This window comes from Mycobacterium sp. DL440 (assembly GCF_011745145.1).
Lineage (GTDB): Bacteria > Actinomycetota > Actinomycetes > Mycobacteriales > Mycobacteriaceae > Mycobacterium.
Genome location: NZ_CP050191.1, coordinates 3,750,620 through 3,777,589 on the forward strand (window position 1 = coordinate 3,750,620; position 26,970 = coordinate 3,777,589).

At 66.2% G+C, this 26,970-nt stretch carries 30 protein-coding genes; 14 read left to right on the forward strand and 16 right to left on the reverse strand.

Annotated elements, in window-relative coordinates; translation table 11 throughout:
* Nucleotides 1-55: 55 nt before the first annotated feature.
* Together HBE63_RS18190 and HBE63_RS18195 are read right to left on the reverse strand one after the other, a co-directional pair.
* The gene (locus tag HBE63_RS18190; RefSeq protein ID WP_166905985.1) at nucleotides 56-226 is read right to left on the reverse strand and encodes a DUF5302 domain-containing protein; all 171 of its coding nucleotides are present in this window, start codon (nucleotides 224-226) and stop codon (nucleotides 56-58) included.
* A gap of 53 nt (nucleotides 227-279) precedes the next feature.
* Nucleotides 280-723, reverse strand: coding sequence for a PPOX class F420-dependent oxidoreductase (locus tag HBE63_RS18195; RefSeq protein ID WP_166905986.1), 444 nt, complete (start codon nucleotides 721-723; stop codon nucleotides 280-282).
* Between the two features lie 31 nt (nucleotides 724-754).
* Here HBE63_RS18195 and HBE63_RS18200 point away from each other — a divergent pair, with 31 nt between their 5' ends.
* Genes HBE63_RS18200 through HBE63_RS18210 form a run of 3 tightly spaced genes read left to right on the forward strand, consistent with a single transcriptional unit; the run spans nucleotide 755 to nucleotide 3,140 of the window.
* Nucleotides 755-1,585: a class I SAM-dependent methyltransferase gene (locus HBE63_RS18200; protein ID WP_166905987.1), complete on the forward strand. Its 831-nt coding sequence runs from the start codon at nucleotides 755-757 to the stop codon at nucleotides 1,583-1,585.
* 26 nt (nucleotides 1,586-1,611) lie between these two features.
* Nucleotides 1,612-2,607 carry a S9 family peptidase gene (locus HBE63_RS18205; protein ID WP_243858131.1) on the forward strand — a complete coding sequence of 332 codons (996 nt, stop codon included), beginning with the start codon at nucleotides 1,612-1,614 and terminating at the stop codon, nucleotides 2,605-2,607.
* Nucleotides 2,608-2,624: 17 nt separating this feature from the next.
* Nucleotides 2,625-3,140: a DUF1697 domain-containing protein gene (locus HBE63_RS18210; protein ID WP_166905988.1), complete on the forward strand. Its 516-nt coding sequence runs from the start codon at nucleotides 2,625-2,627 to the stop codon at nucleotides 3,138-3,140.
* A 4-nt stretch (nucleotides 3,141-3,144) separates the two neighbouring features.
* On the opposite strand, the gene otnI is transcribed toward HBE63_RS18210, so the two are convergent.
* Entirely contained in the window at nucleotides 3,145-3,930 is a 786-nt protein-coding gene (otnI, locus tag HBE63_RS18215; RefSeq protein ID WP_166905989.1) for a 2-oxo-tetronate isomerase, read from the reverse strand.
* Between the two features lie 103 nt (nucleotides 3,931-4,033).
* Between otnI and HBE63_RS18220 the strand changes: the two genes are divergently transcribed.
* Complete coding sequence (locus HBE63_RS18220; RefSeq protein ID WP_166905990.1) at nucleotides 4,034-4,867, forward strand: class I SAM-dependent methyltransferase; 834 nt, start codon at nucleotides 4,034-4,036, stop codon at nucleotides 4,865-4,867.
* Between the two features lie 9 nt (nucleotides 4,868-4,876).
* Here the strand turns inward: HBE63_RS18220 and HBE63_RS18225 are convergent, their stop codons facing one another.
* On the reverse strand, nucleotides 4,877-6,355 hold the full coding sequence (locus HBE63_RS18225; protein ID WP_166905991.1) for an NAD(P)/FAD-dependent oxidoreductase: 1,479 nt from the start codon (nucleotides 6,353-6,355) through the stop codon (nucleotides 4,877-4,879).
* Nucleotides 6,356-6,455: 100 nt separating this feature from the next.
* Between HBE63_RS18225 and HBE63_RS18230 the strand changes: the two genes are divergently transcribed.
* Nucleotides 6,456-7,685, forward strand: coding sequence for a CdaR family transcriptional regulator (locus HBE63_RS18230; RefSeq protein ID WP_166905992.1), 1,230 nt, complete (start codon nucleotides 6,456-6,458; stop codon nucleotides 7,683-7,685).
* A 15-nt stretch (nucleotides 7,686-7,700) separates the two neighbouring features.
* On the opposite strand, the gene HBE63_RS18235 is transcribed toward HBE63_RS18230, so the two are convergent.
* The gene (locus HBE63_RS18235; protein WP_166909944.1) at nucleotides 7,701-8,066 is read right to left on the reverse strand and encodes a GntR family transcriptional regulator; all 366 of its coding nucleotides are present in this window, start codon (nucleotides 8,064-8,066) and stop codon (nucleotides 7,701-7,703) included.
* Between the two features lie 36 nt (nucleotides 8,067-8,102).
* Here HBE63_RS18235 and HBE63_RS18240 point away from each other — a divergent pair, with 36 nt between their 5' ends.
* Nucleotides 8,103-8,831, forward strand: a complete 729-nt coding sequence (locus HBE63_RS18240; RefSeq protein WP_166905993.1) for an NAD-dependent deacylase — start codon at nucleotides 8,103-8,105, stop codon at nucleotides 8,829-8,831.
* On the opposite strand, the gene HBE63_RS18245 is transcribed toward HBE63_RS18240, so the two are convergent.
* Genes HBE63_RS18245 through HBE63_RS18255 form a run of 3 tightly spaced genes read right to left on the reverse strand, consistent with a single transcriptional unit; the run spans nucleotide 8,828 to nucleotide 12,502 of the window.
* The gene (locus HBE63_RS18245; RefSeq protein WP_166905994.1) at nucleotides 8,828-9,463 is read right to left on the reverse strand and encodes a class I SAM-dependent methyltransferase; all 636 of its coding nucleotides are present in this window, start codon (nucleotides 9,461-9,463) and stop codon (nucleotides 8,828-8,830) included. The genes HBE63_RS18240 and HBE63_RS18245 overlap by 4 nt on opposite strands.
* Complete coding sequence (locus HBE63_RS18250; protein ID WP_243858133.1) at nucleotides 9,460-10,167, reverse strand: TetR/AcrR family transcriptional regulator; 708 nt, start codon at nucleotides 10,165-10,167, stop codon at nucleotides 9,460-9,462. The genes HBE63_RS18245 and HBE63_RS18250 overlap by 4 nt, the downstream gene beginning before the upstream one ends.
* 1 nt (nucleotide 10,168) lies before the next feature.
* Complete coding sequence (locus tag HBE63_RS18255) at nucleotides 10,169-12,502, reverse strand: MMPL family transporter (protein WP_243858135.1); 2,334 nt, start codon at nucleotides 12,500-12,502, stop codon at nucleotides 10,169-10,171.
* 166 nt (nucleotides 12,503-12,668) lie between these two features.
* Here HBE63_RS18255 and HBE63_RS18260 point away from each other — a divergent pair, with 166 nt between their 5' ends.
* From HBE63_RS18260 to HBE63_RS31730, 4 genes are all read left to right on the forward strand, one after another.
* Complete coding sequence (locus HBE63_RS18260) at nucleotides 12,669-13,310, forward strand: TetR/AcrR family transcriptional regulator (protein ID WP_166905996.1); 642 nt, start codon at nucleotides 12,669-12,671, stop codon at nucleotides 13,308-13,310.
* Nucleotides 13,297-13,884 (forward strand): DUF308 domain-containing protein, encoded by a 588-nt coding sequence (locus HBE63_RS18265; RefSeq protein ID WP_166909946.1) that lies wholly within the window; start codon nucleotides 13,297-13,299, stop codon nucleotides 13,882-13,884. The genes HBE63_RS18260 and HBE63_RS18265 overlap by 14 nt, the downstream gene beginning before the upstream one ends.
* A 30-nt stretch (nucleotides 13,885-13,914) precedes the next feature.
* On the forward strand, nucleotides 13,915-14,451 hold the full coding sequence (locus tag HBE63_RS18270) for a DoxX family protein (RefSeq protein WP_166905997.1): 537 nt from the start codon (nucleotides 13,915-13,917) through the stop codon (nucleotides 14,449-14,451).
* A gap of 209 nt (nucleotides 14,452-14,660) precedes the next feature.
* The gene (locus HBE63_RS31730; protein ID WP_155915856.1) at nucleotides 14,661-14,792 is read left to right on the forward strand and encodes a hypothetical protein; all 132 of its coding nucleotides are present in this window, start codon (nucleotides 14,661-14,663) and stop codon (nucleotides 14,790-14,792) included.
* Nucleotides 14,793-14,871: 79 nt separating this feature from the next.
* Here HBE63_RS31730 and HBE63_RS18275 read toward each other — a convergent pair whose 3' ends face one another.
* The 3 genes from HBE63_RS18275 to HBE63_RS18285 all read right to left on the reverse strand — a co-directional run bounded on the left by HBE63_RS18275 (nucleotide 14,872) and on the right by HBE63_RS18285 (nucleotide 17,815).
* On the reverse strand, nucleotides 14,872-15,885 hold the full coding sequence (locus tag HBE63_RS18275) for a nitronate monooxygenase family protein (protein WP_166905998.1): 1,014 nt from the start codon (nucleotides 15,883-15,885) through the stop codon (nucleotides 14,872-14,874).
* An 18-nt stretch (nucleotides 15,886-15,903) separates the two neighbouring features.
* The gene (locus HBE63_RS18280; protein WP_166905999.1) at nucleotides 15,904-16,659 is read right to left on the reverse strand and encodes a 3-hydroxyacyl-CoA dehydrogenase; all 756 of its coding nucleotides are present in this window, start codon (nucleotides 16,657-16,659) and stop codon (nucleotides 15,904-15,906) included.
* Between the two features lie 64 nt (nucleotides 16,660-16,723).
* Nucleotides 16,724-17,815, reverse strand: coding sequence for a CaiB/BaiF CoA-transferase family protein (locus tag HBE63_RS18285; RefSeq protein WP_166906000.1), 1,092 nt, complete (start codon nucleotides 17,813-17,815; stop codon nucleotides 16,724-16,726).
* Nucleotides 17,816-17,950: 135 nt separating this feature from the next.
* Here HBE63_RS18285 and HBE63_RS18290 point away from each other — a divergent pair, with 135 nt between their 5' ends.
* Together HBE63_RS18290 and tet(V) are read left to right on the forward strand one after the other, a co-directional pair.
* A complete protein-coding gene (locus HBE63_RS18290; RefSeq protein WP_166906001.1) occupies nucleotides 17,951-18,754 on the forward strand; it encodes an enoyl-CoA hydratase in 804 nt (267 codons plus the stop codon).
* A gap of 75 nt (nucleotides 18,755-18,829) precedes the next feature.
* On the forward strand, nucleotides 18,830-20,110 hold the full coding sequence (tet(V), locus tag HBE63_RS18295) for a tetracycline efflux MFS transporter Tet(V) (protein WP_166906002.1): 1,281 nt from the start codon (nucleotides 18,830-18,832) through the stop codon (nucleotides 20,108-20,110).
* Between the two features lie 8 nt (nucleotides 20,111-20,118).
* On the opposite strand, the gene HBE63_RS18300 is transcribed toward tet(V), so the two are convergent.
* Complete coding sequence (locus HBE63_RS18300) at nucleotides 20,119-20,640, reverse strand: gamma carbonic anhydrase family protein (protein ID WP_166906003.1); 522 nt, start codon at nucleotides 20,638-20,640, stop codon at nucleotides 20,119-20,121.
* A gap of 422 nt (nucleotides 20,641-21,062) precedes the next feature.
* Here HBE63_RS18300 and HBE63_RS18305 point away from each other — a divergent pair, with 422 nt between their 5' ends.
* The gene (locus HBE63_RS18305) at nucleotides 21,063-21,767 is read left to right on the forward strand and encodes a fasciclin domain-containing protein (RefSeq protein WP_166906004.1); all 705 of its coding nucleotides are present in this window, start codon (nucleotides 21,063-21,065) and stop codon (nucleotides 21,765-21,767) included.
* 105 nt (nucleotides 21,768-21,872) lie between these two features.
* On the opposite strand, the gene HBE63_RS18310 is transcribed toward HBE63_RS18305, so the two are convergent.
* Genes HBE63_RS18310 through HBE63_RS18320 form a run of 3 tightly spaced genes read right to left on the reverse strand, consistent with a single transcriptional unit; the run spans nucleotide 21,873 to nucleotide 24,964 of the window.
* Nucleotides 21,873-23,015: an acyl-CoA dehydrogenase family protein gene (locus tag HBE63_RS18310; RefSeq protein WP_166906005.1), complete on the reverse strand. Its 1,143-nt coding sequence runs from the start codon at nucleotides 23,013-23,015 to the stop codon at nucleotides 21,873-21,875.
* Nucleotides 23,016-23,018: 3 nt separating this feature from the next.
* Nucleotides 23,019-23,819, reverse strand: a complete 801-nt coding sequence (locus HBE63_RS18315; RefSeq protein WP_166906006.1) for an enoyl-CoA hydratase-related protein — start codon at nucleotides 23,817-23,819, stop codon at nucleotides 23,019-23,021.
* The gene (locus HBE63_RS18320) at nucleotides 23,816-24,964 is read right to left on the reverse strand and encodes a thiolase family protein (RefSeq protein ID WP_166906007.1); all 1,149 of its coding nucleotides are present in this window, start codon (nucleotides 24,962-24,964) and stop codon (nucleotides 23,816-23,818) included. Before HBE63_RS18320 ends, HBE63_RS18315 begins: the two co-directional genes overlap by 4 nt.
* A gap of 198 nt (nucleotides 24,965-25,162) precedes the next feature.
* On the opposite strand from HBE63_RS18320, the gene HBE63_RS18325 reads away from it, so the two are divergent.
* Complete coding sequence (locus HBE63_RS18325) at nucleotides 25,163-25,954, forward strand: FadR/GntR family transcriptional regulator (RefSeq protein WP_166906008.1); 792 nt, start codon at nucleotides 25,163-25,165, stop codon at nucleotides 25,952-25,954.
* Nucleotides 25,955-25,982: 28 nt separating this feature from the next.
* Here HBE63_RS18325 and HBE63_RS18330 read toward each other — a convergent pair whose 3' ends face one another.
* The gene (locus HBE63_RS18330) at nucleotides 25,983-26,960 is read right to left on the reverse strand and encodes an amidohydrolase family protein (RefSeq protein WP_166906009.1); all 978 of its coding nucleotides are present in this window, start codon (nucleotides 26,958-26,960) and stop codon (nucleotides 25,983-25,985) included.
* Between the last annotated feature and the right edge of the window lie 10 nt (nucleotides 26,961-26,970).

Sequence of the window (26,970 nt, forward strand, 5' to 3'; positions counted from 1 at the left end):
TTTCCACCACGGAATCGCGATCTGTGCGCAGTCTCGCTTCAGGTCTACCCGCTGACTATCCGCTCTTGCGACGGAATTCCCGCCGGTTCTCCACCGGGCCGTGTGCCCGCGGTTGGCCGCGGCCGCCGTCCTTGTGCGCAGCGCCCCCGGACGACTGCGCCTTCTTGCGCTCCAGGGCCTCCCGGAATTTGCGCTTGTTGTCGTCTTCCGGTGTGTCGTCAGCCATACGCCGCAGCGTAGTCCCACTCGTACGCAATCGTCACGCGCATTGTCGCCGCGTTACCGACGGCCCGGCGGCATCCCGTATACGTGCGTGATCGGCAGGGTCAACAACACCCGGCGATCATCGACCATGGCGCGCCGGTAATCGTCCCAGTCCGGATGCTCTCCGGCGATGTTGCGGTACAAGCCAATCAGCCCCTCGACCGTATCGTCGTCGGGCGCCGCGGCAGGTGGGGTGAGAATCGCATCGCCCTCGGCGACCGCATACGACCAGCCGTCGTCGGAGCTGACGTGGATGGAGGCGCGTGGATCACGGCGCAGGTTGCGGGTCTTGGCCCGGGGCTCGGTGATGGACACCTGGATCTGCACTGCCCGCGGATCGAAATAGTAGGAGACATTCGACAGCTGCGGACGACCGTCCTGTTTGATCGTCGCGAGAACTCCCATCGAGTTGCCGCCGATCAAGGCCAAAAGCTTGTCGTCGAAAACCTGGCGCCCCATGTGACGAGCGTACGTCTTTACCATCGGTTCGATGAGTGTGATTGACGGCAACACCCTCGACGGTGTCTCGGCGACCTCGTTGTGGACCCTGAGCAACCGCGGACTCGAGGCCAGACGTTCCGACGGCGTGATCCGCGACCCGTGGGCGGTGGCCCTGCGCGACTCGATCGACTACGACTACGACAAGTTCGGCAGGCCCACCCAGGCCCACGCCCTACGGGCCCGCGCGTTCGACGTCGAGACCCGCGACTATCTCTCGACGCATCCGAAGGCTGCGGTGGTGGCATTGGCCGAGGGCCTGCAGACCAGTTTCTGGCGCCTCGATCAAGCCGAAGTGGCCGGCGAATTGACCTGGTATTCGGTCGATCTGCCGCCCGTCATCGCGATCCGGGACAAACTACTGCCTCATGACGACCGCATGGTCGCGCTGGCCCAGTCAGCGCTCGACCGCAGTTGGATGGACCGGGTCGACGCTGAAGGCGGCGTGTGCATCACCGCTGAGGGCCTGCTGATGTACCTGGAGCCCGCTGACGTGCGCACCCTGATCGCCGATTGCGCGGCGCGGTTCCCCGGCGGGCGAATGGTGTTCGACTCGATTCCACACTGGGTCAGCCGGCACACCCTCAAAGGTCTGCACCTGTCCAACCGCTACACCGCGCCGCCGATGCCGTTCGCGCTGACCGCCGACGAGGGCCTGGCCATGGCGGGGACGGGACCGGGCGCCATCGCCGGGGTGAGGTCTGCCCGTGACGTGCCCATGCAGGCCGGCCGCGGCCTGTTCAAGCTGGCCGCCGAACCGTGGCTGGACCGGATCGGCGCAATCCACCGCATCAGGCCGTCCATCACGGCGCTGGACTTCTGACCCGCAGGATCGAGAAAGAGACGACTGTGCTGATTCCTGGACTGCATCGCCGGCCGTACCGGCGGGCGCTGATCGTGCTCACCGTCTTGCTCGTCGCCGGTTTCACGCCGTCGTGCGCGACCCAAGCGACGGAAGCAAAGATGGAGAAGAGGTCTGCTGAAGTCGCGGTGGTTCCCGAGGCACTCACCCTGCACGACGTGACCGTCACCCGCTTGCACTACCTGTCCGACACACGCCCCACCGGCCGGTACCCCGACCAGAACTGGGCCGACCTGTACCTGCCCGCCGGCGCGCATGCGTTCAATTCGGTCCCGCTGGTGGTGCTCATCCACGGCGGCGGATGGCAGAGCACGATGGGCGCGGGGGTGTTCGCAGGATTGGCCCGCGAGCTCACCAGCCGCGGCATGGCCGTCTACAACATCGAGTACCGCAGGCTGGGATCGGGCGGTGGGTGGCCGACCACTTTCGACGACGTGGCGCGCGCCATGGATTACGTTGCCGAGGTGGCCCTGCGGTATCCGCAACTGGCCATTGACGACGCGCTCGTCGTCGGCCACAGTGCGGGAGCTCAGCTCGCAGTATGGGCCGGCACGCGACAGGACCTGCGCGGTGACGAGGTCGGATCCCGGCCTCGCTTCCGGCCCACCAGGGTCATCTCGCTGGCCGGTCCGCTCGACATGGTCTACGCCGCCAACCATGGGGACAAACGCATCGTCGCGGTGCTCGGAGGCCGCCCGGCAGAGGTGCCGCAGCGGTACGCCTCGGTCGATCCAATCCAGAACCTCGACCCGAATGTGCCGGTGATCGCGGTGCACGGGACCCTCGACACTGTTGTGGCACCGGACAATTCGCAGCGCTATGTCGCAGCGCTCAAGAAGCGCGGCGGCCGAGCCAGCCTCGAATTGCTCCCCGGTGAGAATCACACGTCGATCGTGTCGACGCACTCCCCCAGCTTCCGACGGGTGCTGCACCTCATCACCGCCACCGCGAAGGCCCAACTGGACCAGCTGCCGGTGAAGTGACTGATTAGGCTGGAGCTGTGACCCGCTACATCGCGTTTCTGCGTGGCATCAACGTCGGAGGCGTCAATCTCAAGATGGCCGACGTGGCGAAAGCCATGGAGGCGGCCGGGTTCACCGAAGTTCGGACCATTCTGGCAAGCGGAAATGTCCTGCTGGACAGCACTTCCAATGCCGCGAAGGTCCGCACCGCGGCTGAGCGCGCACTGCGCGACGCATTCGGCTATGAGGCATGGGTTTTGGTCTACGACGTGCCCACCCTGCAGAAGATCTCCGGCGGTTATCCGTTCGAGCGGGAGGTCCCCGACCACCACTCCTACGTCACGTTCGTGAGTGACCCTGAATTGCTCGACGAGCTCGCCGCCCTGACCCCGGGAGACGACGAGAAGGTGCAGCGCGGGGACGGGGTGCTCTATTGGCAGGTGCCCCGGGCCGCGACACTCGACAGTGCGATCGGCAAGACCATGGGCAAGAAGCGCTACAAATCCTGTACGACCACCAGAAACCTGCGCACCCTGGACAAGGTGCTGCGTTGACGCGTCACCCGCGCGCTCGTCGCATCCATCCCAACCCTGCACTGGTGCCGGCAGCGGGACGATACTCACAGCCCACCCAGCCCTGGTAAGCGGTCTCATCGATGATGGCGAGCAGGTAATCGATCGCCAGCTCGCCGCTGTCCGGTTCGTGCCGATCGGGGACTCCCGCAATCTGCAGGTGCCCGACGCGACCGGTCGGAATGTCCGAGCGCAGCCGGACCGTCACGTCGCCCTCGGTGATCTGGCAGTGGTAGAGGTCGAGTTGCACCTTGAGGTTCGATGCCCCGATCCCGTCCACGATCTGGTGTGCCTCGTTCTGCCGGCTCAGCAGGTAGCCGGGCATGTCGCGCTGGTTGATCGGCTCGATCAGCACGTCGACGCCACGGCCCGCGGCCTGATCGGCGGCCCAGGTGAGGTTGTCGCGGTACACCGCCAGCCGCGCCTCGCGGTCGGCGCCGGCCGGGAGGAGGCCGGCCATCACGTGGACCCGTGGACAATTCAGCACCTCGGCGTATCCCAGTGCGCGGGCGAAACCGTCCCGGAACTCCGCCTCGCGGCCGGGCATTGAGGCGATACCGCGTTCCCCCGCCTCGAAATCACCGGGAGGAGCGTTGAACAACGCCTGACCCAGACCGTTGGCATCGAGCCGCCCGCGCAGTTGCTCGGCCGGGTAGTCGTACGGGAAGAGGAATTCCACCGCGGTGAACCCGTCCGCCGCCGCGGCGGCGAAGCGGTCGAGAAAGGTGTGCTCGACGTACATCATGGACAGATTGGCCGCAAAGCGTGGCACGGCAGACTCCTTCCAGCTGAGCCGATCAGCGGTTGAGGCCATCTTTGCGCGTGCGGCCGACGGGGTTGGCACCGGCCGACCGAACGCGGGTACATTCGCGCCCATGACGGGAACCTCAGGCAAGGTGAGCGGCAGCGCGCTCACCGGTGTGTCCGAGACAGCACTGATGACCCTGCAGGTGCGCGCGCACGAGGCGCGCCGCCCGGACGCCCTGATCGACGATCCGATGGCAGTGCAACTGGTCGACTCGATCGATTTCGATTTCGCCAAGTTCGGCTACACCCGCCGCCAGGACATGGCCCTGCGGGCGCTGCTTTTCGACAGGATCACCGGCGACTACCTTCGTGAGCATCCGAAGGCCACGGTGGTGGCACTGGCCGAGGGGTTGCAGACCAGCTTCTACCGCCTGGACGCCACGGGTCTGGGCCATGAGTTCCGTTGGCTGTCAGTTGATTTGGAACCGATGATCGAGCTCCGCAATAAACTGCTGCCGAAGCCGGACCGCGTAACGCAGTCCTCCCAGTCGGCACTGGACTTCAGCTGGATGGACCACGTCGACACCAGCAACGGCGTGTTCATCACCGCCGAAGGCCTCCTGATGTACCTGCAGCCCGAGGAGTCCATGTCGCTGATCCGTGCCTGCGCGCAACGCTTTCCGGGCGGACAGATGTTGTTCGACCTGCCGCCGGCGTTCTTCGCCTTCCTCACCCGGAGGGGGATGCCGACGTCGATGCGTTATCGGGTGCCCCCGATGCCGTTCAGCCTGTCGCCGGCCGAGCTCGCCGACCTGGTCAACACCGTCCCCGGAGTGCGGACGGTGCGCGACCTGCCGATGCCGCCCGGTCGCGGCAGGATCTTCAACGCCCTACTGCAGACACAGCACCTGCCGATCTTCGACCCCGTCCGCCCGCTGGTGGGCCTGTTGGAGTTCGGTTAGACCGCCGAGTCAGGCTGTCACCAAAGATTTTTCGAACCTGAGGTGCGCGTCCTCGACGGGCCCGTTACGCAGGGTCTCGGCGTCCACCGTGTAGTTCATCGTCATCTGCCATGGTCCGTCGACGCCCTGGCGGGGGATCTCGTCGATCGAACGCTGCACGTATCCGGCACCGAAGTCCAGGAGCGGACGGGTCTGACCGCCGTCGAACTCCGGCTGGACGGCGTCAAAACCATTGTCGTCCATGTGCTTCAACAGTCGGCAGAAGTGCTCGCAGAGCAACCCGACTTTGAGCGTCCATGACGAGTTGGTGTAGCCGAAGGCGAACGCGAAGTTCGGCACGCCCGAGAGCATGATGCCCTTGTAGGCGACGGTGTCCGAAAGATTCGCCGGCTGACCGTCCACGGTCAACGACATCCCGCCGAACAGCTGAATGTTGAGACCCGTTGCGGTGACGATGATGTCGGCATCGAGCTCGCGCCCGGACTCCAGCAGGATCCCGTTCTCGGTGAACGTCGCGATGCGGTCGGTGACCACCGAGGCGCTCCCGTTGCTGATGGCCTTGAACAGGTCTCCATCGGGCACCGCGCACAGCCGCTGGTCCCACGGGTTGTAGCTGGGCGCGAAGTGCTCGTCGACGGGGTACCCCTCGGGCAACTTGCCGGCGTTGATCTTCTGGATCAGCCAGCGGGCGGCGGTCGGGTACTTCTGGCACAGCGTGTAGACGGAGCGCTGCTTGATGATGTTCTTGCGCCGGGCCGCTGCATAACCCAGGCGATCGCCCAGCACCCGTATGGCCGTATTGGCGAAGGCGTCCTTGGCCGGGACGGGAAGCACATAGGTGGGTGAGCGTTGCAGCATGGTCACGTGCCCGGCGGTCGGTGCCATCGACGGCACCAGCGTCACCGCGGTGGCACCGCTACCGATCACGACGACCTTCTTACCGGTGTAGTCGAGGTCCTCCGGCCAGTGCTGGGGGTGCACGATGCGCCCGGTGAACCGCTCCTGCCCCTCAAAACGCGGGGTGTAGCCCTGGTCGTAGCGGTAGTAGCCACCACCGCAGAACAGCCAGTTCGCCGAGATCTGCACGAGTTCGGGATCCGCGCCGTCACCGCCGGTCCGCTCGGCGTCCACGGTCCAGGTGGCCGTCGCGGAATCCCAGGATGCGCCGAGCACCTTGTGGTGGAACCGGATGTGGCCGTCGATGCCGTTCTCGGAGACGGTCTCACGCAGGTAGGCCAGGATCTTGTCCGCGGTGGCGATGGCGTGCACGTCGCGCCACGGCTTGAATTCGTACCCGAAGGTGTGCAGGTCCGAGTCCGATCGAATGCCCGGGTAACGGAACAGATCCCACGTGCCGCCGGTGGCGCCACGGGCCTCCAGGATCGTGTAGCTGCGGTGCGGGTGCTCGCGCTGCAGGTAGTAGGCGGCACCGATGCCGGAGATGCCGGCGCCGATGATGAGTACGTCGACGTGTTCGGTGTGGGTCATGTCTCAATGGTCGGGGTTAGACAACGGTCTCCCAAGGTCGGAAGTGCCAAACATTGCCGATCCGATGGTGCACTTTGCACCATCGCCCTACCCTGGGGTGATGGTGTGGCAGCCAGCTTCACAGCGGGTGCAGGATCTGATTCGGCAATGCGCGCAGACTGTCCTCAACCCCCGCCCGGAATGGCTCGACGAATTCGACGCCGCAGTGCTGGCCGCCAGTCCGACGATCGCGTCCGACCCCGAACTCGCCGCCGCGGTCGTGCGCAGCAACCACGCCAACCTGTTCTTCTGGGGTACGGCGAATGTGCGCGATCCGGGCGCCCCGGTACCGCCGAATACCGGACCGGAGCCGCTGAGCATTGCGAGAGAGCTGGTGCGCCGCGGCGTCAGCGAGTTCCCCCTCGATGCATACCGGGTTGGCGAGGGAGTGGCGTGGCGTCGCCTCATGGAGATCGCCTTCGAGCTCACGTCCGACCCTGCCGAACTGCACGAGATGTTGGACGTGTGCTCACAGTCCATCAGCGCGTTCGTCGACGCCACGCTGGCCGGGATCGCCGCCCAGATCGACCTGGAACGCGACGACCTGACCCGCGGCACCCACGCCGAGCGGCGCGAGACCGTCGCACTGTTGCTCGAGGGCGCCCCGATCCCCAGGCAGCGTGCCGAGGCGCGCCTGGGCCACGCGCTGACCGGAACCCACACCGCCGCGGTGATCTGGAGCGAGGACTCGGCGGGCGATCTGTCCGGGTTGGACCGGGCCGCCGAGGCCTTCGGCCAGGACTGCGGTGACCCGCGGCCGTTGAGCGTGTTGGCCAGCACCGCCACCCGCTGGGTGTGGGCGACCGGTAGCGCCGACATCCAGCACGGTTTCCAGACGCTGAGCCGTGCCGCCGGAGACCTCGACGGTGTCCGGATCGCCATCGGCCCGGCAGCCGACGGTCTGGATGGGTTCCGACGCAGTCACTTCGATGCGATCACCACACAGCAGATGATGGCGCGGTTGCACTCCACACAGCAGATCGCGCGGTTCGCCGATGTCGAACTGGTGGCACTGACCACCGCTGACCCCGATCGCGCCACCGAGTTCGTCAACCGCAACCTTGGCGACCTCGAGACCGCCGACCCTGAATTACAGGAAACGGTAAGAGTATTCGTCAACGAACAATGCAACGCCTCGCGCGCCGCGGCGCGGCTGTACCTGCATCGCAACACTCTGCTGCGCCGGCTGGCCCGCGCCGACGACCTCCTGCCCCGTCCGCTGGCCGAAAACAGCGTCGCGGTAGCCGTCGCCCTGGATGTGCTCCGCTGGCGCGGCAGCCGGGCCGGTTGAATCCGACACGCCCGATCAGTCGAAGGCAGTGTCCAGATAGCGCAGGGCGTCGGTCTTGCCGATCCCCAGCGCACGGGCGGCCTCGGCGAACGAATGCGCGGCCGCGGCCATCGCGGCATCGGCCGGATCGGCCCGTGCCACGAACGTGCCGTACCGCCCCCGGGTCTCCAACACCCCCGCCGACTCCAGCTCGCGATAGGCCCTGGCCACGGTGTTCACCGCGAGCCCGACCTTTCCCGCCAGTTCACGCACCGTCGGCAGACGGGTTCCCGGCGTCAGGCGCCCCTGCCGAATGCCCTCGATAATCTGGATCCTCAGTTGATCGAACAAGGGCTTGTCCCCGCTCGAATCAACCAGAACCCAATCCCCCAACTCGACCACATGCTCAGTATCACCCAAACCGACTACGTTGGTGATGTGCAAGTGACTGTCCTGTCCGGCGCCGGGATCTCGGCAGAGAGCGGTGTACCCACGTTCCGCGACGTCGAGACGGGCCTGTGGGCAAAGGTAGATCCCTACGAGATCTCCAGTGTCGAAGGCTGGCAGCAGCATCCGGAGAAAGTCTGGGCCTGGTATCTGTGGCGCCACTACATGATGTCCCACGTGCAGCCCAACGACGGGCATCGGGCCGTGGCGGCCTGGCAGGACTTCGCCGACGTCCATGTCATCACCCAGAACGTCGACAACCTGCACGAGCGCGCCGGAAGCAGCAACGTCTACCACCTGCACGGAAATCTGTTCGAGTTCCGTTGCGATGCTTGCGGTTCGAGGTTCGAGGGTGAGCTGCCCGCGATGCCGGAGCCGGTCGAGACGATCGACCCCCCAATGTGCCCGTGCGGCGGCCTGATCCGGCCGAGCGTGGTCTGGTTCGGCGAGCCGCTGCCCGATGACGCTTGGCAACGATCGGTGCTGGCGGTCAGCAACGCCGATGTGGTGATCGTCGTGGGCACCAGCTCGGTGGTCTACCCGGCGGCGGGACTGGCCGAGGCCGCCCTCGCCGCCGGCACCGTGGTGATCGAGGTCAATCCGGAGCGCACGCCACTGTCCGACAGTGCGACGGTTTCCCTGCGTGAGACCGCGGCCGGCTCGCTGCCGAACCTGCTTCAGCGGTTGCCCGCGCTACTCGGTAGTCGCGACGCCGGTTAGGCAGGTCTGACCGCGCGCCCGATCGCGAACTCCGTCACCGGCAGCGGCACCCAGGCCGGCATCGCCAACTCGCGGTGCGCAACCTCAACCTGGAACCCGCTGCCCGCGATGGCCTGCTCGGTGTGCCGATGGGTGTGGCAGTTGCCGAACAACCGCGGCCAGATGGTGGCATCTGCCGCGCGCTGCATCCCGGCCCGCCAGCCACTACCGGCGACATGCTCCAGGTACCGCAGCTCCCCGCCCGGCCGGACAATGGAAAACAGCTGGCGTAGAACCGCATCCGGCTCGTCGATCGAGCACAACACCAATGAGCAGACCACTGCATCGAATGGCTCTGTGCTGCTGAACTGCTCGGCGGTGTCGCTGGTGACGGTCACGGGCACCGGAGCCGTCGCTGCCGCGCTGCGGGCTACTTCGGCAAGGTGACGTTCTGGCTCGATGGCGACGACTTCGGTGACCGTCGACGGATAGAAGGCGAAGTTCGTCCCGGTGCCCGCGCCGATCTCCAGGACCCGCCCGCTGAGTCCGGCGAGGTTGTCACTGCGCAGCCGGCGCAGCGCCTTCGGCTCCGAACTCGACAGCGTCTTCCACACCCGGGCGAAGAACGGATTGTCCACGGTCTTGTCAGTCACTGCTGTTGCCCTTCGTCGGCGTGATCCCCGGCCATTCCCTTCAACCGGGCGATGGTCTCCATGGGTTCGAGGTCGGTTCCGATGATCCCCGAGACGATCTGACCGGTGCACACCGCACGCAGCACGCGATCGGTGAACTCCTCGACATCGCCCCATGGCAGATACGGCTTGGAGATCAGCATCGCGACCACTCCGTGCGCCGCGGCCCACAGTTCGAGGGTCATCGTGGTGGCATCCCCGGGCGGGTAGATCCCGTCGGCCATCAGCCCGGCCACAGAGGCGCGCATGTGCTGGAACGCTGAGCTGTTCAGCGCGGTGTCGACGTCGCTGCCGGGCCGGCCCTCACCCATCGTGGCCAATCGGTACAACTCGGGTGTGCGCCTGGCGAAGTTCACATAGGCGTGGCCCTGCGCGCGCAACACCTCGATGGTCGAGGTGTGATCGGCGGCAGCGCGCTGCATCTCCTCGTCGAGTTTCTCGAAGTACCGCGAGCACACCGCGTCCAGCAACGTGTCCTTGTCGGCGAAGTGCAGGTAGATCGACGGCGGGGTGACCCCGACGCGCTGGGCCACCGACCGGATCGACACGGCCTTGGCATGGCCGGTTTCCAACAGTAATTCGGTTGTGGCGTCAAGGATCTGATCACGCAGCAGCTCTCCGGAACCACGCGGGGCGCGGCGCCGTTTACGCGGTTGGATCACCACGCTAACCGGCGTCCGTCGCACCGGCGTCCGCGCGTTCACGTTTGCCGTCATCCCCGGAAACGTCACCGGGGCCGTCAGGGTCCAGTTCGTCCGGACCCGACTCACTGATGCCGATTCGCTCGTGTAACCGGGCCAACGGTGCTGGCGCCCACCAGTTCCACTGCCCCATCAGATGCATGAATGCCGGCACCAACAGCATCCGCACCAACGTGGCGTCGACGAGAACCGCAATGGTCAGGCCCAGGCCGAACATCCGCATGAAGGCCACCTGCGCGGCGATCAGTGCGGCGAACGAGATCGACATCAGCAGCGCCGCGGCCGTCACCACCCGGCCGGTGCGGGCCAGACCGAGCGCGACGCTCTCGTCGTTCCGCTCGCGCGGGGACATTTCGGTGCCGTCGGGGCGGGCCAGTCCGGGTGTCAGCCAGTACTCCCGGATCCGCGAGACCAGGAACACCTCGTAGTCCATCGACAACCCGAATGCGATGCAGAACAACAACACCGGCAGGTTGGCCACCAAGGTGCCCGTCGATGTGGTGCCGAGTGCACCCAGGTGACCGTCCTGGAAGATCCACACCAGCGCACCGAACGCCGCCGACAGGGACAACACGTTGAGCACCAACGCTTTCAGCGGAAGCACCACGCTGCCGGTGAGCAGGAACAGCAGCACGAAGGTGATCGCGGCAATGATGCCGAGCACCAGCGGCAACCGGGAGGTGATCGCGTGTGAGCTGTCCCGGTTGACCTGCGCGATGCCGGTGAACTTCACCTCGGCCGGCGCAGGCACGGCGTGCAGCGCGTCGAGCTGGGCCTCAGAGGCGTCGCTGAACAACGGCACATGGCTACCGACGGTGAGATATGCGCTGCCGTCGGCTATTCCGGTTCCCGAGGTCGGCGGTCCGACCCGGCGGCCGTCAACGAAGGTGCCTCCGGGTGCCGATACGGAGACACCGTCGGCGGCCCGCGACAGATCTCCCGCGTAGCGGTCGAGGCCGGCGGGCAGCAATCCGTTGACGTCGGGTAGCACCACGGTGACAGCGGTCGAGGAGTCGACGGCGAAATCATTGCGCAGCTCGTCGCCGAGCTGGCGGGCCGACGCCGAGGACGGCAGGACACGGTCGTCGGGGAAGCCCCACTTGATGCCGAGGAAGGGCGCACCCAGCATCAGCAGCAGCGCGATGACCGCAAGCCCGATCGGGACCGAGCGGCGCATGACACGCTTGGTCATGCGGTACCAGAACGTCTGCTCGACGGCCTTGTGCACGGGCTCGGGCCGGCCGAGGACCCGGCGGATGAACCGGCGCACGTCGTAGGCGTCCAGTCGGTCACCCAGCAGCGCGATGGCGGCGGGGGCCACCACGATGGCCGCGAATGCCGCCAGCGCCACCACCGCGATGCCCGCGTAGGCGAACGACTTGAGGAAGTACATCGGGAACAGCACCATCGCCACCATCGACAGCGCCACCGTCATGGCCGAGAACAGCACCGTCCGGCCGGCCGTGACCATGGTGCGCACCAGCGCGCGGTCCGGATCGACGCCATCGGCCAGTTCGTCGCGGTACCGGCTGATGATCAACAGGGTGTAGTCGATGGCCAGCGCCAGCCCCATGGCGACGGTCAGGTTGAGCGCGAAGATCGAGACGTCGGTGACCATGGTGAATCCGCGCAGCACTGCCAGAGATCCGAGGATCGCGAAGCCGCCTACCGCGAGCGGTAGGGCGGCGGCGAGCAATCCGCCGAACACCCACACCAGCACGACGAAGCTCAGCGGAATCGCGATGGATTCCATCATCAAGAGGTCTTTTTCGCTCTGCCCGTTGATCTGGACGTAGATCATCGCCTCGCCACCGGCCCGCACGGTCACGCCGTCACGATCGTGCACGAGTTGGTCGGTGAGTTCCTTGGCATGTTTCTGCGCGCCGCTCTCCCCGCCGGTGATTCCGGCCAGGATGAGCCCGGTCTTGCCGTCCTTACTGATCAGCGTGGCCGCCGCGGGCGCGGGCACCGTCCAGGTCGAGCTGACCTCGGTCACGTATGGCGATGCCTTGAGCTGGGCGGCAATGTCGGTGCCCGTGACCCGTGCCGCGGGACTGTTGACCCCAGCCGCCGAGTCGTCGGTGACGCTGATGAGCAACTGCATGTCGCCGCGGGCGAATTTGTCCGAGAGCAGCCGTGTGGCCTGCGCCGATTCCGAAGTCGGGTCCTGGAATCCGCCGGCTGACAGGCTCTTGGCAACGGGAATGCCGAAGATGCCCGCAGCCACCATCGCCAGCGCGGCCACCACGAGGACACGTCGCGGTGCGGCGAGAGCGAGATGGGCGATTCTGTGCAGCACGTGGTGCCCTTCTGCCGGAGAGTATCGGCGTTAAGTTAACAACGGTAAGTTTCCGGCGTCAACATGTTCCTCGCCGTATACACGGACCCCGGCACCGAAGGGTTCAACTCGACACCACGCGGGACAGAACTGGCCAACCTACCTATTAGTAGGTAGGTTGAGTGGCATGGCCGCACCAGCTTCCACCGCCGACGCGATCCTTCGCTGCGCACGCTCGTCGATCGTCGCCGCCGGCTACAACGGCTTCAGCTACGCCGACATCGCCGCCGTCGTCGGCATCCGCAAAGCGAGCATTCACCACCACTTCCCGACCAAGGTCGACCTCGTACGCACCTTGGTGAGGCAGTACCGCGACGAGGCCGAAGCAGGGCTCGCCGAGATCGAGCGCCACGTCGCCGACCCGCTCGACCAGCTCCGCAGCTACACCGGGTACTGGGAGTCATGCATCAGCGAACCCGAAACCAGTTACTGCGTATGCGCATTGCTCGCCACCCAGATCCCGGTTCTCCCCGAGGAGATCGTGGTCGAGGTGCGGGCATATTTCCGGGCGCTGTCCGCCTGGCTGACATCAGTCCTCGAGCGCGGTGCCAGCGCGGGCACCATCACCCTGACCGGCGAGGCGTATTCCGAGGCTGAGGCATTGATGGCCACGGTTCATGGCGCGATGTTGTCGGCACGGGCATACGGCGACCCGACGATCTTCGCCGCCATCACATGGCCCGCGATCGACCGCCTTCGACCGCCTTCCAACACAACGAACGACCACGACCGACAGATAGGAGCACGCGGTGACGATGACGACGAATAACCAAGCGCGAGAGGATGTTCAGGGCACCAGTTGGTTGAAGCGTTACTACTTCACCCGAGCGGCATTCTCCATCATGTGGGTGTGCGCCGCCGTCGGCCTGGCCGGTAACACGACCGCCGCGGCCGCGCTGCTGCTCGTCTATCCCGCGTGGGACGCGATCGCCAACCTTGTTGATGCACAACGCAATGGCGGGCTTCGTCGCAATCCCACACAGGCCGTCAATGCGGGGGTCAGCCTGGTGACGACGATCGCCGTCGGTGTTGCGCTCACCCAGAGCACGAACGCAGTGCTTGGCGTATTCGGTGTGTGGGCCGTGCTATCGGGCCTTCTCCAGCTCGCGACCGGCGCACGCCGCCGGCGCAGCTACGGCGCGCAATGGCCGATGGTTGTCAGCGGCGTCCAATCGGCCCTCGCTGGTGGCATGTTCCTGATTCAGGCGAACGCGCCCGAAGCGCCACAGGTCACCGCCGTCGCCCCTTACGTGGCCTTCGGCGCGTTCTATTTCCTCATCTCGGCAGTGTGGCTGACCGTAAATGAGGCTCGCCGCCGAACCACCCCACTTTCCCAGCAATGAGTTCTGCGACATGGCAGGGTCTAGATCGCTATGACCACCACCACCGTCACCGGAACCGCGACCACCCGTATGACCGATACCGGGTTACTCATCCTGCGCATCGCTACTGGCGCGACGATGCTGCAGGCAGGCCTGATCAAGGCATTCGACTTCGGCACCGCCGTGGGATTCATGGAATCCAGCGGTTGGCGGCTGCCCGCGTTCGGCGCGTTCATGGTGACCGCGGCCGAAACCCTCGGCGGCATCGGCCTGCTGTTCGGGATCCTCACCCCACTGGCCGCGTGCGCGGTAATCGGCGCGATGGTCGACGCCTGGGCCGTGAACGTCTCGACCGACGCCTTCTGGTCTCAGCCGTTCAACGTCCCGTTCCTCGCCGCATTCGCCGCCGCGGCGCTGCTGTTCACGGGCGCCGGCGCGTTCTCGATCGATGACCGGGTGTTCGGCCGCTCCCGCGTCTCGGCCAAGGCTGCGGTGGGCCTGTTGGTGATCGGTGTTGCCGCGGCGATAGTGACCTGGATCGCGCTGAACCCCAGCAACCCCATCCACATCACACGGCCTACTGGCTGAAACCGTTTCGCTTGGTGGCCAGCTCGTCGATTTCTACGCCAGGGCTGTGGCCAGCGTCGTGCTCAAGCGACCCTGCAGTCGATATCGGCGCAGCCACGCAGTACCCGCCCGCGGGTTACTGGCTAGAAACCTACCGAAAAGTAGGATTGCCATCATTTTCCGAACCGTGACTCAATGATTCCTTAATGGTGACCCATACGCTCAGTGTCATGTGGATCGACGACACCAGTGCCGATGTCATCAAGGTTGACTTCGAGGCTCTCTACCACGGCGATGTCCTGGTCGAGGGTGAGACCTCCGAGCAGTTTGACGACTACCAAGAACTGCCCACCGCTGTATGAGAAAACGCGCGCCTCGCGGCGCGCGTTTCCCATCTTGAGTTTGCCGTGACTTTGCCTGTCACGGGCCGCAGTCCTCGCTTCAGGCGAGGACTGCTTCTTTCTCCGGCTCGGCCTCGTCCGCGCCGATCATGTTCGCCAGGCGCCCGCTGATCAGCAGCGCAGCCTCCGACACCATCCGCGAGACGAGTTCGCCACAGGTGGGGATGTCGTTGATCAGGCCCATCGAAGTACCGACCGACCAGATGCCTGCGTCGAGATCACCGATCTCATAGACCTTCACACCGCGTTTGCCGGCCACCAGATCCTTGACGTCCTCGAACTGGCCGCCGTCCTTGAGGATCTGCACCACCTCACGCGAGACCGTGTTGCTCGCGACCCGCGCGGTATTGCCCAGGCTGCGGAAGATCAGCTCGGTGTCACGCTCGGTGCCGGCCACGATCGCTTCCTTGACCTTCTGATGAATCGCCGATTCGGCCGTGCACATGAACCGCGAGCCCATGTTGATGCCGTCGGCGCCCAGCGCCAGCGCGGCGACCAGGCCACGCGCGTCGGCGAAACCACCCGAGGCGATCATCGGGATGTCGATCTTCTCCGACGCGGCCGGGATCAGCACCAGGCCCGGGATGTCGTCTTCGCCGGGGTGACCGGCGCACTCGAACCCGTCGATGCTGATGCCGTCCACACCGAGGCTCTGCGCCTTGACCGCGTGGCGCACCGAGGTGCACTTGTGCAGCACCTTGATGCCGTTGGCGTGGAACATCGGCAGGTGCGGTGCCGGGTTGGAGCCGGCGGTCTCGACGATCTTGATGCCGGAGTCGACGATCACCTGGCGGTACTCGTCGTATGGCGGCGGGTTGATCGTCGGCAGGATCGTCAGGTTCACCCCGAACGGCTTGTCGGTGAGCTCACGACACCGCTCGATCTCCTTGGCCAGATCGGCCGGAGTGGGCTGGGTGAGCGCGGTGATGAACCCGAGTGCCCCAGCGTTCGCCACGGCCGCAACGAGTTCGGCCCGGCCGACCCACTGCATGCCACCCTGCACGATGGGATGCTCGATCCCGAACGTCTCGGTGAACTTCGTCTTCAATGCCATAATTTTTCCCCCTCGTATCTAACGCGGCGCCATGCGGATCGCGCCATCCAGACGGATGACCTCGCCGTTCAGCATCGGGTTCTCGATGATGTGCACGGCCAGGGCGCCGTACTCGTCGGGATCGCCCAGCCGGGCCGGGTGCGGCACCTGCTGGCCCAGCGACTTCTGTGCCTCTTCGGGCAGCGAGCCCAGCAGCGGGGTCTTGAACAGACCCGGCGCGATGGTGCAGACCCGGATCAGCTCACGCGAGAGGTCACGCGCGATCGGCAGGGTCATGCCGACCACGCCGCCCTTGGATGCCGAGTAGGCGGCCTGGCCGATCTGACCGTCGAACGCCGCCACCGAGGCGGTGTTGATGATGACGCCGCGCTCTTCATTCTTGAGGGGCTCGGTCTTGGCGATGCGCTCGGCACTCAGCCGGATCACATTGAACGTGCCGATCAGGTTGACCTCGACCACCTTGCGGAACCCGTCGAGCGGGAAGGCGCCGTTCTTGCTCAAGGTCTTGATCGCATTGCCGATACCGGCGCAGTTGACGTTGATACGCACCGGGCCAAGCGACTCCGCGACGTCGAGCGCCTCGGACACCCCCGCCTCGTCGGTGACATCGGTGGCGACGAACTTGGCCCGGTCACCCAGCTCGGCCACCACCTCTTCACCCTTGAGGTCGATCACGACCACCTGAGCACCCGCGTCCAACAGGCGCTTGGTGGTGGCCAGGCCCAGGCCGGAGGCACCGCCGGTGACGACTGCTACCGCGTCTTTGATCTCCACTTACCGCATTCCTTTCCGGCCGGCGTTGCGCCGGCCCACTGATGTGGTTGAACTGAACGGTGAACTAAACCCAGTCCCGCAGAACGGCTTCCGTATCGGCCCCACGCGGACGCGGCGGAGTCGGCTCGGCCGTCGTGCTGCGCGAGAACCGCGGTGCCGGCATCGGCTGCAGGTTGCCCTCATCGTCGAAGAACGTGTCCCGCTCGGCGATGTGCGGTTCGGTGAGCACCTCGGCGAAGGACAGCACCGGCGTCGCACACGCATCGGTACCGGCGAACACCTTGGCCCAGTGGTCCCGGTCCTGGGCGGCGAACGCCTTGGTGAAGGCCTCACGCAACTCGGGCCAGCGAGCCATGTCGTTCTGGGCCGGCAGATCGGCGGTGTCCAGGCCCAGCCCCTTGAGCAGCTCGGCGTAGAACTGCGGCTCGATCGCCCCGATGGCCATGTAGCGACCGTCGGCGCAGGTGTAAGTGTCGTAGTAGGGCGCGCCGGTGTCGAGCATGTTCGTGCCCCGCTCGTCGGACCAGAGGCCGTTGGCGCGGAATCCCCACATCATCTGCATCAGCACCGACGAGCCGTCGACCATCGCCGCGTCAATTACCTGGCCCTTGCCCGAGGTCTGACGCTCGAACAGAGCCGAGAGGACGCCGACGAGCAGGAACATCGACCCGCCGCCGAAATCACCGGCAAGGTTCAGCGGTGGCACCGGGCGCTCGCCCGCGCGACCCACGGCATGCAGCAGGCCGTTGAGGGAGATGTAGTTGATGTCGTGTCCGGCCTGCAGGGCCCGCGGACCCTCCTGACCCCACCCCGTCATCCGGGCGTAGATCAGCCGGTCGTTGATCTTGGCGCAGTCCTCGGGGCCCAGTCCCAGGCGTTCGGTGACACCGGGCCGGTAGCCCTCGATCAGCACGTCGGCCTTGGAGATCAGGCTGAGCACGAGCTCGCGGCCCTCGTCGCTCTTGAGGTTGGCTGCCACCGAGCGGCGGTTGCGGAGCATCGAATCCCGGTCACCCGCGGGTACTCCCCCGCTGCGGCCCGGACGCTCGACGCGCACCACGTCGGCGCCCAAGTCGCCGAGGATCATCGCCGCGTGCGGGCCTGGGCCGATCCCGGCCAGCTCCACAACGCGTAAACCTTGCAGTGGTCCTGCCATGCTCTTCCGCCCTTCGCGTGTTAGGCCTTGGTTGACCGGTGACATAGCTTACTTGTATAACCTTCTCGACCCGGTATGGCCATAGCCGCCCCCGCCCGGAGCGGGCCTCTGGCCCGCCAGACTTAAGGTGCATAGATGACCGTGACCCGCGAATACCCCGACCTCAAAGATGTATCCGTGTCCCGCGAGCAGGGCGTGCTGTCGGTGACGCTGAACCGGCCCGACAGCCTCAACTCCCTGACCCAGGGCATGCTGGTCGCGATCGCCGACGCCATGGAACTGGCCGCCACCGACCCCGAGGTCCGAGTGGTACGCCTGGGTGGAGCGGGCCGCGGATTCAGCTCGGGCGCGGGCATCAGCGAGGAAGACCAGAACGCCGACAGCCACGACGCCGAAGGGGTGCTCGACGCCGCCAACCGCGCCGTCGCCTCCATCGTCGCGCTGCCCAAGCCGGTCGTGGCCGCGGTGCAGGGACCCGCCGCGGGCGTCGGGGTGTCACTGGCCCTTGCGTGCGACGTGGTGCTCGCCTCGGAAGCGGCCTTCTTCTTGTTGGCCTTCACCAAGATCGGGCTGATGCCCGACGGCGGCGCGTCGGCTCTCGTCGCCGCGAACATCGGGCGGATCCGGGCCATGCGCCTGGCGTTGCTGGCCGACCGCCTCACCGCCGCCGACGCCTACGACTGGGGTCTGATCAGCGCCGTGTACCCGGCCGACGAGTTCGACGCCGCGGTGGACAAGATCGTCGGCAAGTTGCGCTCCGGTCCGGCAGTCGCCCTGCGTGAGACCAAGCAGGCCGTCAACGCGGCCACGCTCACCGAGCTCGAGGGCGCCTTCGCCCGCGAGCGCAAGGGGCAGCTGCAGCTGCTGGTGTCCAACGACTTCCGTGAGGGCACCAAGGCCTTCCAGCAGAACCGGCGCCCGGAGTTCACCCAGCAGTAGGCGCACGCTCGGGCCCCGCAGCGAAAATCGTTGGACTCAACCCACTCCGGGTAGGCACCATCGAATGTTGTGAGCATGCAGCCCGATATCACGACGCCGGTTGGTCAAACCGACGGCTGGCGTGTGCTCGCCCCCTTCCGCATCCGCGAATACCGGTTGCTGATCGCCGCGGTCACGTTGTCGATCTTCGCCGAAGGTATGTGGTCGGTGGTGATGGCGTTGCAGGTCATCGCGATCGACAACAATCCGACCTCGCTGTCACTGGTGGCCACCTGCATGGGCGTCGGCTTGGTGGCGTTCGTCCTCGTCGGCGGTATTGCCGCTGACCGGATCAACCAGCGCACGATCATCATCGCGGTGGAGACGGTCAATCTGGTGACGGTCTCGACGGTCGCGGTGCTGGGTCTGCTCGACGCGCTCAAGATCTGGCATCTGGCCGTCGCGGCAGGCATTCTCGGCATCGCGGCGGCGTTCTTCTTCCCGGCTTACAGCGCGCTGCTGCCGCGCATCCTGCCGCCCGAACAACTGTTGGCAGCCAACGGCGTTGAGGGCGTGGTGCGCCCGGTGTTCCAGCGTTCGGTAGGTCCGGCGGTAGCAGGCATGGTGATCGCCGCGACTTTCCCCTCACTGGGCGCGGTCGTGGTGGCGGCGTTGTTCGGCCTGGGCCTGGCCCTGCTGGTCGCCACCCGCGGAACCACGGATCTGGTTGCGGCACAGGATGACAGCCAGCGACCGCACGTATTACGTGATCTGCGTGACGGTTTCGCTTTTATGGTGCGCACCCCATGGCTGCTGTCGACGCTGCTGTTCGCCAGCATGTTCGTCCTCGTCGTTCTCGGACCGATCGAGGTCCTGCTGCCGTTCATCGCCCAGGACCGGTTCGCCGACGGGGCCAGGGCCTACGGATTCATTCTGGCGTTCTTCGGATTCGGCAGCGCGCTGGGAGCATTGACGGTGTCTTCACGCCGGATGCCGCGGCGCTACCTGACCACGATGATGTTGATGTGGGGACTGGGCTCGGTCCCGCTCGTGGTCGTCGGCGTCACCTCGTCGTTCCCGTTGATGGCGGCGGCGACGTTCTGCATCGGCGTCACCGACGGTGCCGGGATGGTGATTTGGGGAACGCTGCTGCAGCGGCGGGTGCCGACGGAGATGCTGGGCCGGGTCTCAAGCCTGGACTTCTTCGTGTCGCTGGCCTTCATGCCGCTGTCGTTCGCGATCGTCGGCCCGCTGTCGAAGGTGGTTTCGATGGAGTCCATCTTCCTGGTGGCCGGGCTGCTGCCGGCCGTGCTGGCCGCAGTGGCCGTGACAGCAGCCCGGATGCCGCGCGACGAGCTGGCGCACCCGCTGCGTTAGGCGGCGGGTTACTCCGCCTCTCGGTGCAACCCGGTGAGGTGCGTGTAGGCCGCGGCATTGAGCTGGTTGTGGCCGACCTCGTCATCGCTGAGCTCTCGGCGCACCTTGGCGGGCACACCGGCCACCAGCGAGCGCGGCGGCACCACCATGCCCTGCGGCACCACCGCGCCGGCCGCCACCAGCGAGCCGGCGCCGATCACCGCACCGTTGAGCACCACCGCGCCCATGCCGACCAGGCTGTCCTGCTCGACGGTGCAGCCGTGCAGCACCACGTTGTGGCCCACCGTCACCCCGGTGGCGATCCGGCATGGGAAACCCGGGTCGACGTGGACGGTCACCCCGTCCTGGATGTTGCTGCCCTCACCGACCTCGATGGGCTCGACCTCGGCGCGCAGCGTGGCGCCGTACCAGACGCTGGTACCGGCGGCCAGCGAAACCTGGCCGATCACACTGGCATTGGGTGCAACCCAGGCGTCCGGGTCGATCTGCGGGGTATGACCGGCGACGGAGACGATCAGCGGCTCTGGCATGCCGGTCATGGTAGACAGCCGACCGGTCGGCTCGCGCGCCCTGGTACACCTTGCGGTAGCTCGACGGGACATGCCGATCCCCGGATTCCAGCAGTTCGCGGGCCAGGCCCAGCCTGCGGCTGCGGGATCTGAACGACGATTACGACCTGGCCTTCCAGCTGGCCGCCGGGCTGTGTTTCGTCGCCACAGCACTTTGCCTCAGTATCCGAAAAGCCCCGGTCAAAGGCCCCGCGTCGGCCCGGGTAGACACTTCGGCTTTGCCGTAACCGCTTCGTTACGCATACCATCCGATGCGGCGCCGCGGGGAACGCTGAGGTTGTTGTGTTCGTGGTTGCTCGCCATCGTCGCGCCGGGAACCGTGTAACGCGTCACCGGCAGCCGACGACTACAGGCTAGGCATGAGCGGGAGGAAAGACCCACCGATGAAAACTCGCACGAAGACTCTGGGCGTTGCTGCGGCCGTCGCCGCGATCACGGCGTCGCTGCCGTTGGCGGTCACCGCCTACGCCGACCCAGCGCCGACGACGACCGCCGCTCCGGTGGTGGAGATCCCCGACCCGCAGGGCTCGGGCTGCGACAACTTCAAGAAGGCCATGCCGGATTGGAAGAGCCTCGCAGATCTGCCGACAGGCAAGGTTCTGGCCAGCATCCCGGACATCAGCACGTTCAACGCGGCGCTGTCGGGCGGGCTGAACCCGGACGTCAACATCGTGCCGGTGCTCGACAACGGCCCGTACGTGATCTTCGCGCCGACCAATGACGCGTTCGCCGCCATGGAGCCCGGCAAGCTCGACGCATTGAAGGCCGACCCTGCCGCACTGACGAGTGTGGATTACTACCATGCGTTTCTCGGCCAGCTCGGCCCCGACGACGTGAAGGGCCAGCGGCCCACCCAGCAGGGCGCCGAGGTCAAGGTGACCGGCAAGGGTGGCGACATCAAGGTCAACGACACCGCCAAGCTGGTCTGCGGCCCCATCCAGTCCCAGACCGCCCGGATCTACCTGATCGACACCGTGCTCGATCCCAACGCCCCGCCGGAAGCCATCGTGCCGTCGGGCTCCAGCACCACCACGACCACGACGAAGGCCCCGGAAGCCACCCCGGCCGCTGACGCGCCGATCGGCTGATTTCTTTCTGCGCGAGCAGTCCCCCGCAAGCGGGAGGTGCGCGAGCACACGCAAAACTGCCTCTTTCCACGTGGAAAGAGGCAGTTTTGCGTCTGGTCGACGTGATTACACGCCGAGCTCGCGGCCGATGATCTCCTTCATGATCTCGGTGGTGCCACCGAAGATCGTCTGGATACGACCGTCCACGTAGGCACGTGCCACGCGGTACTCCATCATGTAGCCGTAGCCGCCGTGCAGCTGCACGCAGTTGTCGATGACCTTCTTGGCGACCTCGGTGGCCCACCACTTGGCCTTGGCCGCCTCGACCGCGGTCAGCTCACCGTCGACCACGCCCTGCAGGCAGCGGTCGAGGTAGTTCTCGGTGACCTCCAGCTCGGTGTCCATCTCGGCGAGCAGGAACCGATTGTGCTGGAAGCTGCCGATCGGTTGGCCGAAAGCCTTGCGGTCCTTGGCGTACTGCAGCGTCTCCTGGAAGACCGCCCGCGCACCGTAGATCGCCGAGATGGCGATCGAGAGCCGCTCCGAGGGCAGGTTGGTCATCAGGTGGTAGAAACCACGACCTTCCTTGCCGAGCAGGTTGGCGTTGGGCACCCGGACGTTCTCGAAGTTCAGCTCTGAGGTGTCCTGGCTGTGCAGGCCCATCTTGTCGAGCTTGCGGCCGCGAGTGAAGCCCTCCATGCCGCGCTCCACCACGAACAGGGTGAAGCCCTTGTGGCCGGCCTCGGGGTCGGTGCGGGCCACCACGACGCACAGGTCGCAGTTGATGCCCGAGGAGATGAACGTCTTGGAGCCGTTGATGATCCAGTCGTCACCGTCGCGCACCGCCGAGGTGCGGATACCGGCGAGGTCACTGCCCGCGCCCGGTTCGGTCATCGCGACCGCGATGATCGTCTCGCCGCTGGCGATGCCGGGCAGCCAGCGCTGCTTCTGCTCGTCGTTGGTGAGGTCCTTGAAGTACGGGCCGACGACGTCGTTGTGCAGGCTCAGCGCCGGGCCGTGCACGCCGGCCTTGGCGACCTCCTCGTCGATGATGGCGTTGAATCGGAAGTCATCCGAGCCCCCGCCACCGAACTCCTCGGGCATGTTGAAGCCGATGACGCCGTACTTGCCGGCGGCCGTGTAGGCCGACCGGTCGACGATGCGCTCGGTTTCCCACTTCTCGGAGTTGGGCACGAGCTCACGCTCGATGTATTCCTTCACCGTCTCGCGAAACGCCTCGTGTTCCCCGGTATAGATCGTTCGCTTCATGGCTTATTTCGCCTTCCAAACAGGTTCACGCTTCTGCGCGAAGGCCAGCGGTCCTTCCATGGCATCCTCGGTCTTCAGCAGCGTGCTGAATTCGCGGTTGGTGCGCTTCCAGCCGTCCTTGTCACCGGTGATGACGCCCTCGTCGACGCCGTAGGCGACCCGCTTGCTGGCCTGCACGGCCAGCGGCGCATTGCCGGTGATCCGCTCGGCCAGCTTGAGTGCCGCGTCGACGACGGTGCCGTCGGGCACCACCTGGTTGATCAGGCCCCACCGCAGCGCGTCGGCCGAGGACATCGGCTCACCGGTGAACAGCAGCTCGTTCGCCACCTTGCGCGGCAGCTGCTCGGCGATCCGGAACACGCCACCGGCACCGGCGATCAAGCCCCGCTTCACCTCGGGCAGACCGAACTTCGCGCCCTCCTCGGCGATGATCAGATCACTGGCCAGGGCCAACTCCGTGCCACCGCCCAGGGCAGTGCCGTTGACCGCGGCGATCGTCGGCTTGTCGATGAAATGGCTGACGTAGCCGGCGAATCCGTATTCCGGGTGCTCGGGGTGAAAGAGGTTCTCACCCCGCGAGATCGCCTTGAGGTCGGCACCGGCACAGAACGACTTGTCCCCCGAACCCGTGATGACCACGGCCCGGATCTCGGGATCGTTCTGTGCCTGCTCCAACGCGTCGCCGACGGCGATGCTGACCGAGCCGTTGATCGCGTTGCGCGCCTCGGGCCGATTGATCGTGATGAGCAGTACGTTGCCGCGCTTTTCTACCAGCGCGCCGGGCTGGGCATCGGTGTCGGTCACAGGAGCTCCAGGATGGTCGCGTTGGCCTGGCCGCCACCCTCGCACATGGTCTGCAGGCCGTACTGAATGTTGTTGTCCCGCATGTGGTACAGCAGGGTGGTCAGGATACGGGCACCGGAGCCGCCGAGCGGGTGACCCAGCGCGATCGCGCCGCCGTTGGGGTTGAGACGCTCCTCATCGGCGCCGATGTCCTTGAGCCAGGCCATCGGAACCGGGGCGAACGCCTCGTTGACCTCGAACGCGCCGATCTGGTCGACCGTCAAACCGGACTTGGCCAGCGCCTTCTGGGTGGCCGGGATCGGCGCGGTCAGCATGATGACCGGGTCGGCGCCGGCGAGCACTGCGGTGTGCACCTTGGCAAGCGGCTTGAGCCCCAGGTCTTTTGCCTTTTCGGCCGACATGACCAGCAGCGCGGCCGACCCGTCGGAGATCTGGCTGGAGTTGCCGGCGTGGATCACGCCGTCCTCCCGGAAGGCCGGCTTGATGGCGGCCATGGACTCGACCGTGCCACCGCGGCGGATGCCGCCGTCCTCCAGCACGACGTTTCCATCCTGGTCCTTGATCCCGACGATCTGGTCCTTGAAGGCGCCCGCATCCTGTGCGGCGGCGGCCTTCTCATGCGACCGCAGCGAGAACTCGTCGAGCTGGGTGCGCGACAGGCCCCACTGCTCGGCGATCATCTCGGCGCCGACACCCTGGTTGGGGGTCTTGTTGTCGTAACGCTCCCGGAACGCCTCCGGGTAGGGGTGCCCGCCGCTGGCCAGCGAGGAGCCCATGGGAGTGCGCGACATCGACTCGACGCCACCGGCGACGACGACGTCGTAATGCCCGGCGACCACGCCGGCGACGGCGAAGTGCAGAGATTGCTGGCTGGAACCGCACTGACGGTCGACAGTCACGCCGGGAACGGTCTCGGGCCACCCGGCGGTCAGCAGGGCGGTGCGGGCGATGTCGAGGGCCTGCTCACCCGCCTGCATGACGCAGCCCCAGATGACGTCGTCGACGAGGGCGGGGTCGATGCCTGCGCGCTGCACCAGCCCGTTGAGCACCTGAGCCGACAGCTCCGACGGATGCACACCAGACAGGGCGCCGTTGCGCTTCCCGACAGGTGACCGGACGGCCTCGACGATGACGGCTTCAGCCATGACTTCTCCTTTGAAGGGGGGCGCTACCCCGGTTGGACCCGATGGGGCACTCGAGGTGAAAATAACCCAGTAGGTTTACTAGGTCAACCTACTGGTTGGTAGAGCCTGATATACCGTTCCCGCGGTCAGCAGATGGTTTACTGAGTTGTACAGCTGACCACCCGGCCAGCGCAAAGTTGTCTCACCTGGGAGTGTCTGGTGGCTCGAACCACACCGCTGGCGCCGATGATCGGCCCGGACGCGATCGCACCGCAGGCACCGGTCCGTTCCCCGAAGACGGCCGAACTCGTCGCAGGCACGCTACGGCGCATGGTGGTCGACGGCCAGCTCAAAGAGGGCGACTTCCTGCCCAACGAGGCCGAGCTCATGGAACATTTCGGGGTCAGCAGGCCGACGTTGCGCGAGGCCGTGCGGGTGTTGGAATCCGAGCGTCTGGTCGAGGTCCGGCGCGGCTCACGCACCGGAGCCCGGGTTCGAGTTCCCGGCCCCGAGATCGTCGCCCGCCCGGCCGGACTACTGCTCGAGCTCTCCGGTGCCGACATCGCCGACCTCCTGGTGGGGCGTGCAGCGATCGAGCCGATGGCCGCACGCCTGCTTGCCGAGAAGGGTGATGAGGCCGCGTTCGCCGAACTTGAGCGCATGCTCGACGAGCACATCCCCAAGGACCATCAGTCAGACCAACTGGCGGCCACCACCGGCGACTTTCACCGCCGGGTGGTCGAACTATCGGGCAATGCCACGCTGGGCATCATCGCCGGCATGCTGCACGAGATCACCGTGCGCCACCACGCCTTCCTGTTCAAGGAGCGCAGGCCGGTGTCGAAGGCCGACTACGACAAGCTCATGCGGTCCTACCGCAAGCTGATCCAGATCATCCGTTCCGGTGACGGAGACGCCGCCGAGGCGCACTGGCGCAAGCACCTCGACACCGCGCGCATTCTCATGCTGCGGGACATCGAGAGCGTCAAGGTGCGCGACGTCATGCGCTGAGCCGTTCACGGCTCCTTTGTCATTGCCCTCATCTCCTGGCAACCCGCTCTCCGTATAGCTGGGTGGCGTTGCCGCCGAGGATGTCTCGGATCGCCTCGTCTGGCAGTCCGGCCTCCCGGATGTAGGTGAACGCGCGGATGTACTTCTCGTCCTGAAAGTACGGATAGTCCGAACCGGCGAGGATCCTGCGCGGATCGTAGACCTCCGCAGATAGCCGCAGCGCGCCAGCGGAGAAGTTTGCGGCGTCGAACCACATGCGGCGCAACGTCTCTCGCGGTGAGGCCGGGAATGCGCCCCAGTCCTCATAGTTGTCCTCGATGCGCTGGGCCAGGAACGGGATGTCGCCGCCCAGGTGTGCGACATGGAATCTCAGATCGGGATAGATGTTGGGGTAGTTGCCCTTGAGCAGGTGCAGCACCGCGATGGAGTCCTCGGTCGGCGCACCGTTGACCCAGGTGAGCCCGTGGTCGGAGATGGGCCGCGAGTAGGCTCCGTTGCCGGTCGGATGGATGTAGACGATGGACGCCCGACGGTTGAGTTCGGCGAAGACAGGCGCGAAGCGCTTGTCGGTGATCGCCGCGCCCGGATCGGGCAACAGCGTATTGATCGCCACCCCGACGAAGCCCAACTCGTCGAGGCAGTAGGAGATCGCCTCAAGCGCCTCGTCCGGATGGTTGAACTGGACCGCGCCGTAGGCGAGGAACCGGCCGGGGTGGTCGGCGAGGATCTGGGCGTAGATGTCGTTGACCATCCGGGCGGCCTCGGCAGCGGCGTCGGCGTCGACCACCAACGGAACCTGCGGGGTGGCCGAGAGCACCTGGATGCCAACACCGGCGGCGTCCATCATGGCCAGGCGGGCTCGCATGTCCTCAGGTTCGTCACTGGCCCGCAGGTTCCTGGCGATGGCGGTGGAGTGGGGCGCAACCCCGATCACCTCCAGCTTGTCCAAGTATCGGGCCGGATAGACGTGGGCGTGGGTGTCGATGACGGGGCGGGCGGTGGTCATGGTGTCCTCC

Coding starts and splice junctions, on each gene's coding strand:
- HBE63_RS18190 (WP_166905985.1), bottom strand. CDS start 226: ATGGCTGACGACACACCGGAAGACGACAACAAGCGCAAATTCCGGGAG.
- HBE63_RS18195 (WP_166905986.1), bottom strand. CDS start 723: ATGGGGCGCCAGGTTTTCGACGACAAGCTTTTGGCCTTGATCGGCGGC.
- HBE63_RS18200 (WP_166905987.1), top strand. CDS start 755: ATGAGTGTGATTGACGGCAACACCCTCGACGGTGTCTCGGCGACCTCG.
- HBE63_RS18220 (WP_166905990.1), top strand. CDS start 4,034: ATGACGGGAACCTCAGGCAAGGTGAGCGGCAGCGCGCTCACCGGTGTG.
- HBE63_RS18225 (WP_166905991.1), bottom strand. CDS start 6,355: ATGACCCACACCGAACACGTCGACGTACTCATCATCGGCGCCGGCATC.
- HBE63_RS18230 (WP_166905992.1), top strand. CDS start 6,456: ATGGTGTGGCAGCCAGCTTCACAGCGGGTGCAGGATCTGATTCGGCAA.
- HBE63_RS18260 (WP_166905996.1), top strand. CDS start 12,669: ATGGCCGCACCAGCTTCCACCGCCGACGCGATCCTTCGCTGCGCACGC.
- HBE63_RS18265 (WP_166909946.1), top strand. CDS start 13,297: ATGACGACGAATAACCAAGCGCGAGAGGATGTTCAGGGCACCAGTTGG.
- HBE63_RS18270 (WP_166905997.1), top strand. CDS start 13,915: ATGACCACCACCACCGTCACCGGAACCGCGACCACCCGTATGACCGAT.
- HBE63_RS31730 (WP_155915856.1), top strand. CDS start 14,661: ATGTGGATCGACGACACCAGTGCCGATGTCATCAAGGTTGACTTCGAG.
- HBE63_RS18275 (WP_166905998.1), bottom strand. CDS start 15,885: ATGGCATTGAAGACGAAGTTCACCGAGACGTTCGGGATCGAGCATCCC.
- HBE63_RS18285 (WP_166906000.1), bottom strand. CDS start 17,815: ATGGCAGGACCACTGCAAGGTTTACGCGTTGTGGAGCTGGCCGGGATC.
- HBE63_RS18290 (WP_166906001.1), top strand. CDS start 17,951: ATGACCGTGACCCGCGAATACCCCGACCTCAAAGATGTATCCGTGTCC.
- HBE63_RS18300 (WP_166906003.1), bottom strand. CDS start 20,640: ATGCCAGAGCCGCTGATCGTCTCCGTCGCCGGTCATACCCCGCAGATC.
- HBE63_RS18305 (WP_166906004.1), top strand. CDS start 21,063: ATGAAAACTCGCACGAAGACTCTGGGCGTTGCTGCGGCCGTCGCCGCG.
- HBE63_RS18310 (WP_166906005.1), bottom strand. CDS start 23,015: ATGAAGCGAACGATCTATACCGGGGAACACGAGGCGTTTCGCGAGACG.
- HBE63_RS18320 (WP_166906007.1), bottom strand. CDS start 24,964: ATGGCTGAAGCCGTCATCGTCGAGGCCGTCCGGTCACCTGTCGGGAAG.
- HBE63_RS18330 (WP_166906009.1), bottom strand. CDS start 26,960: ATGACCACCGCCCGCCCCGTCATCGACACCCACGCCCACGTCTATCCG.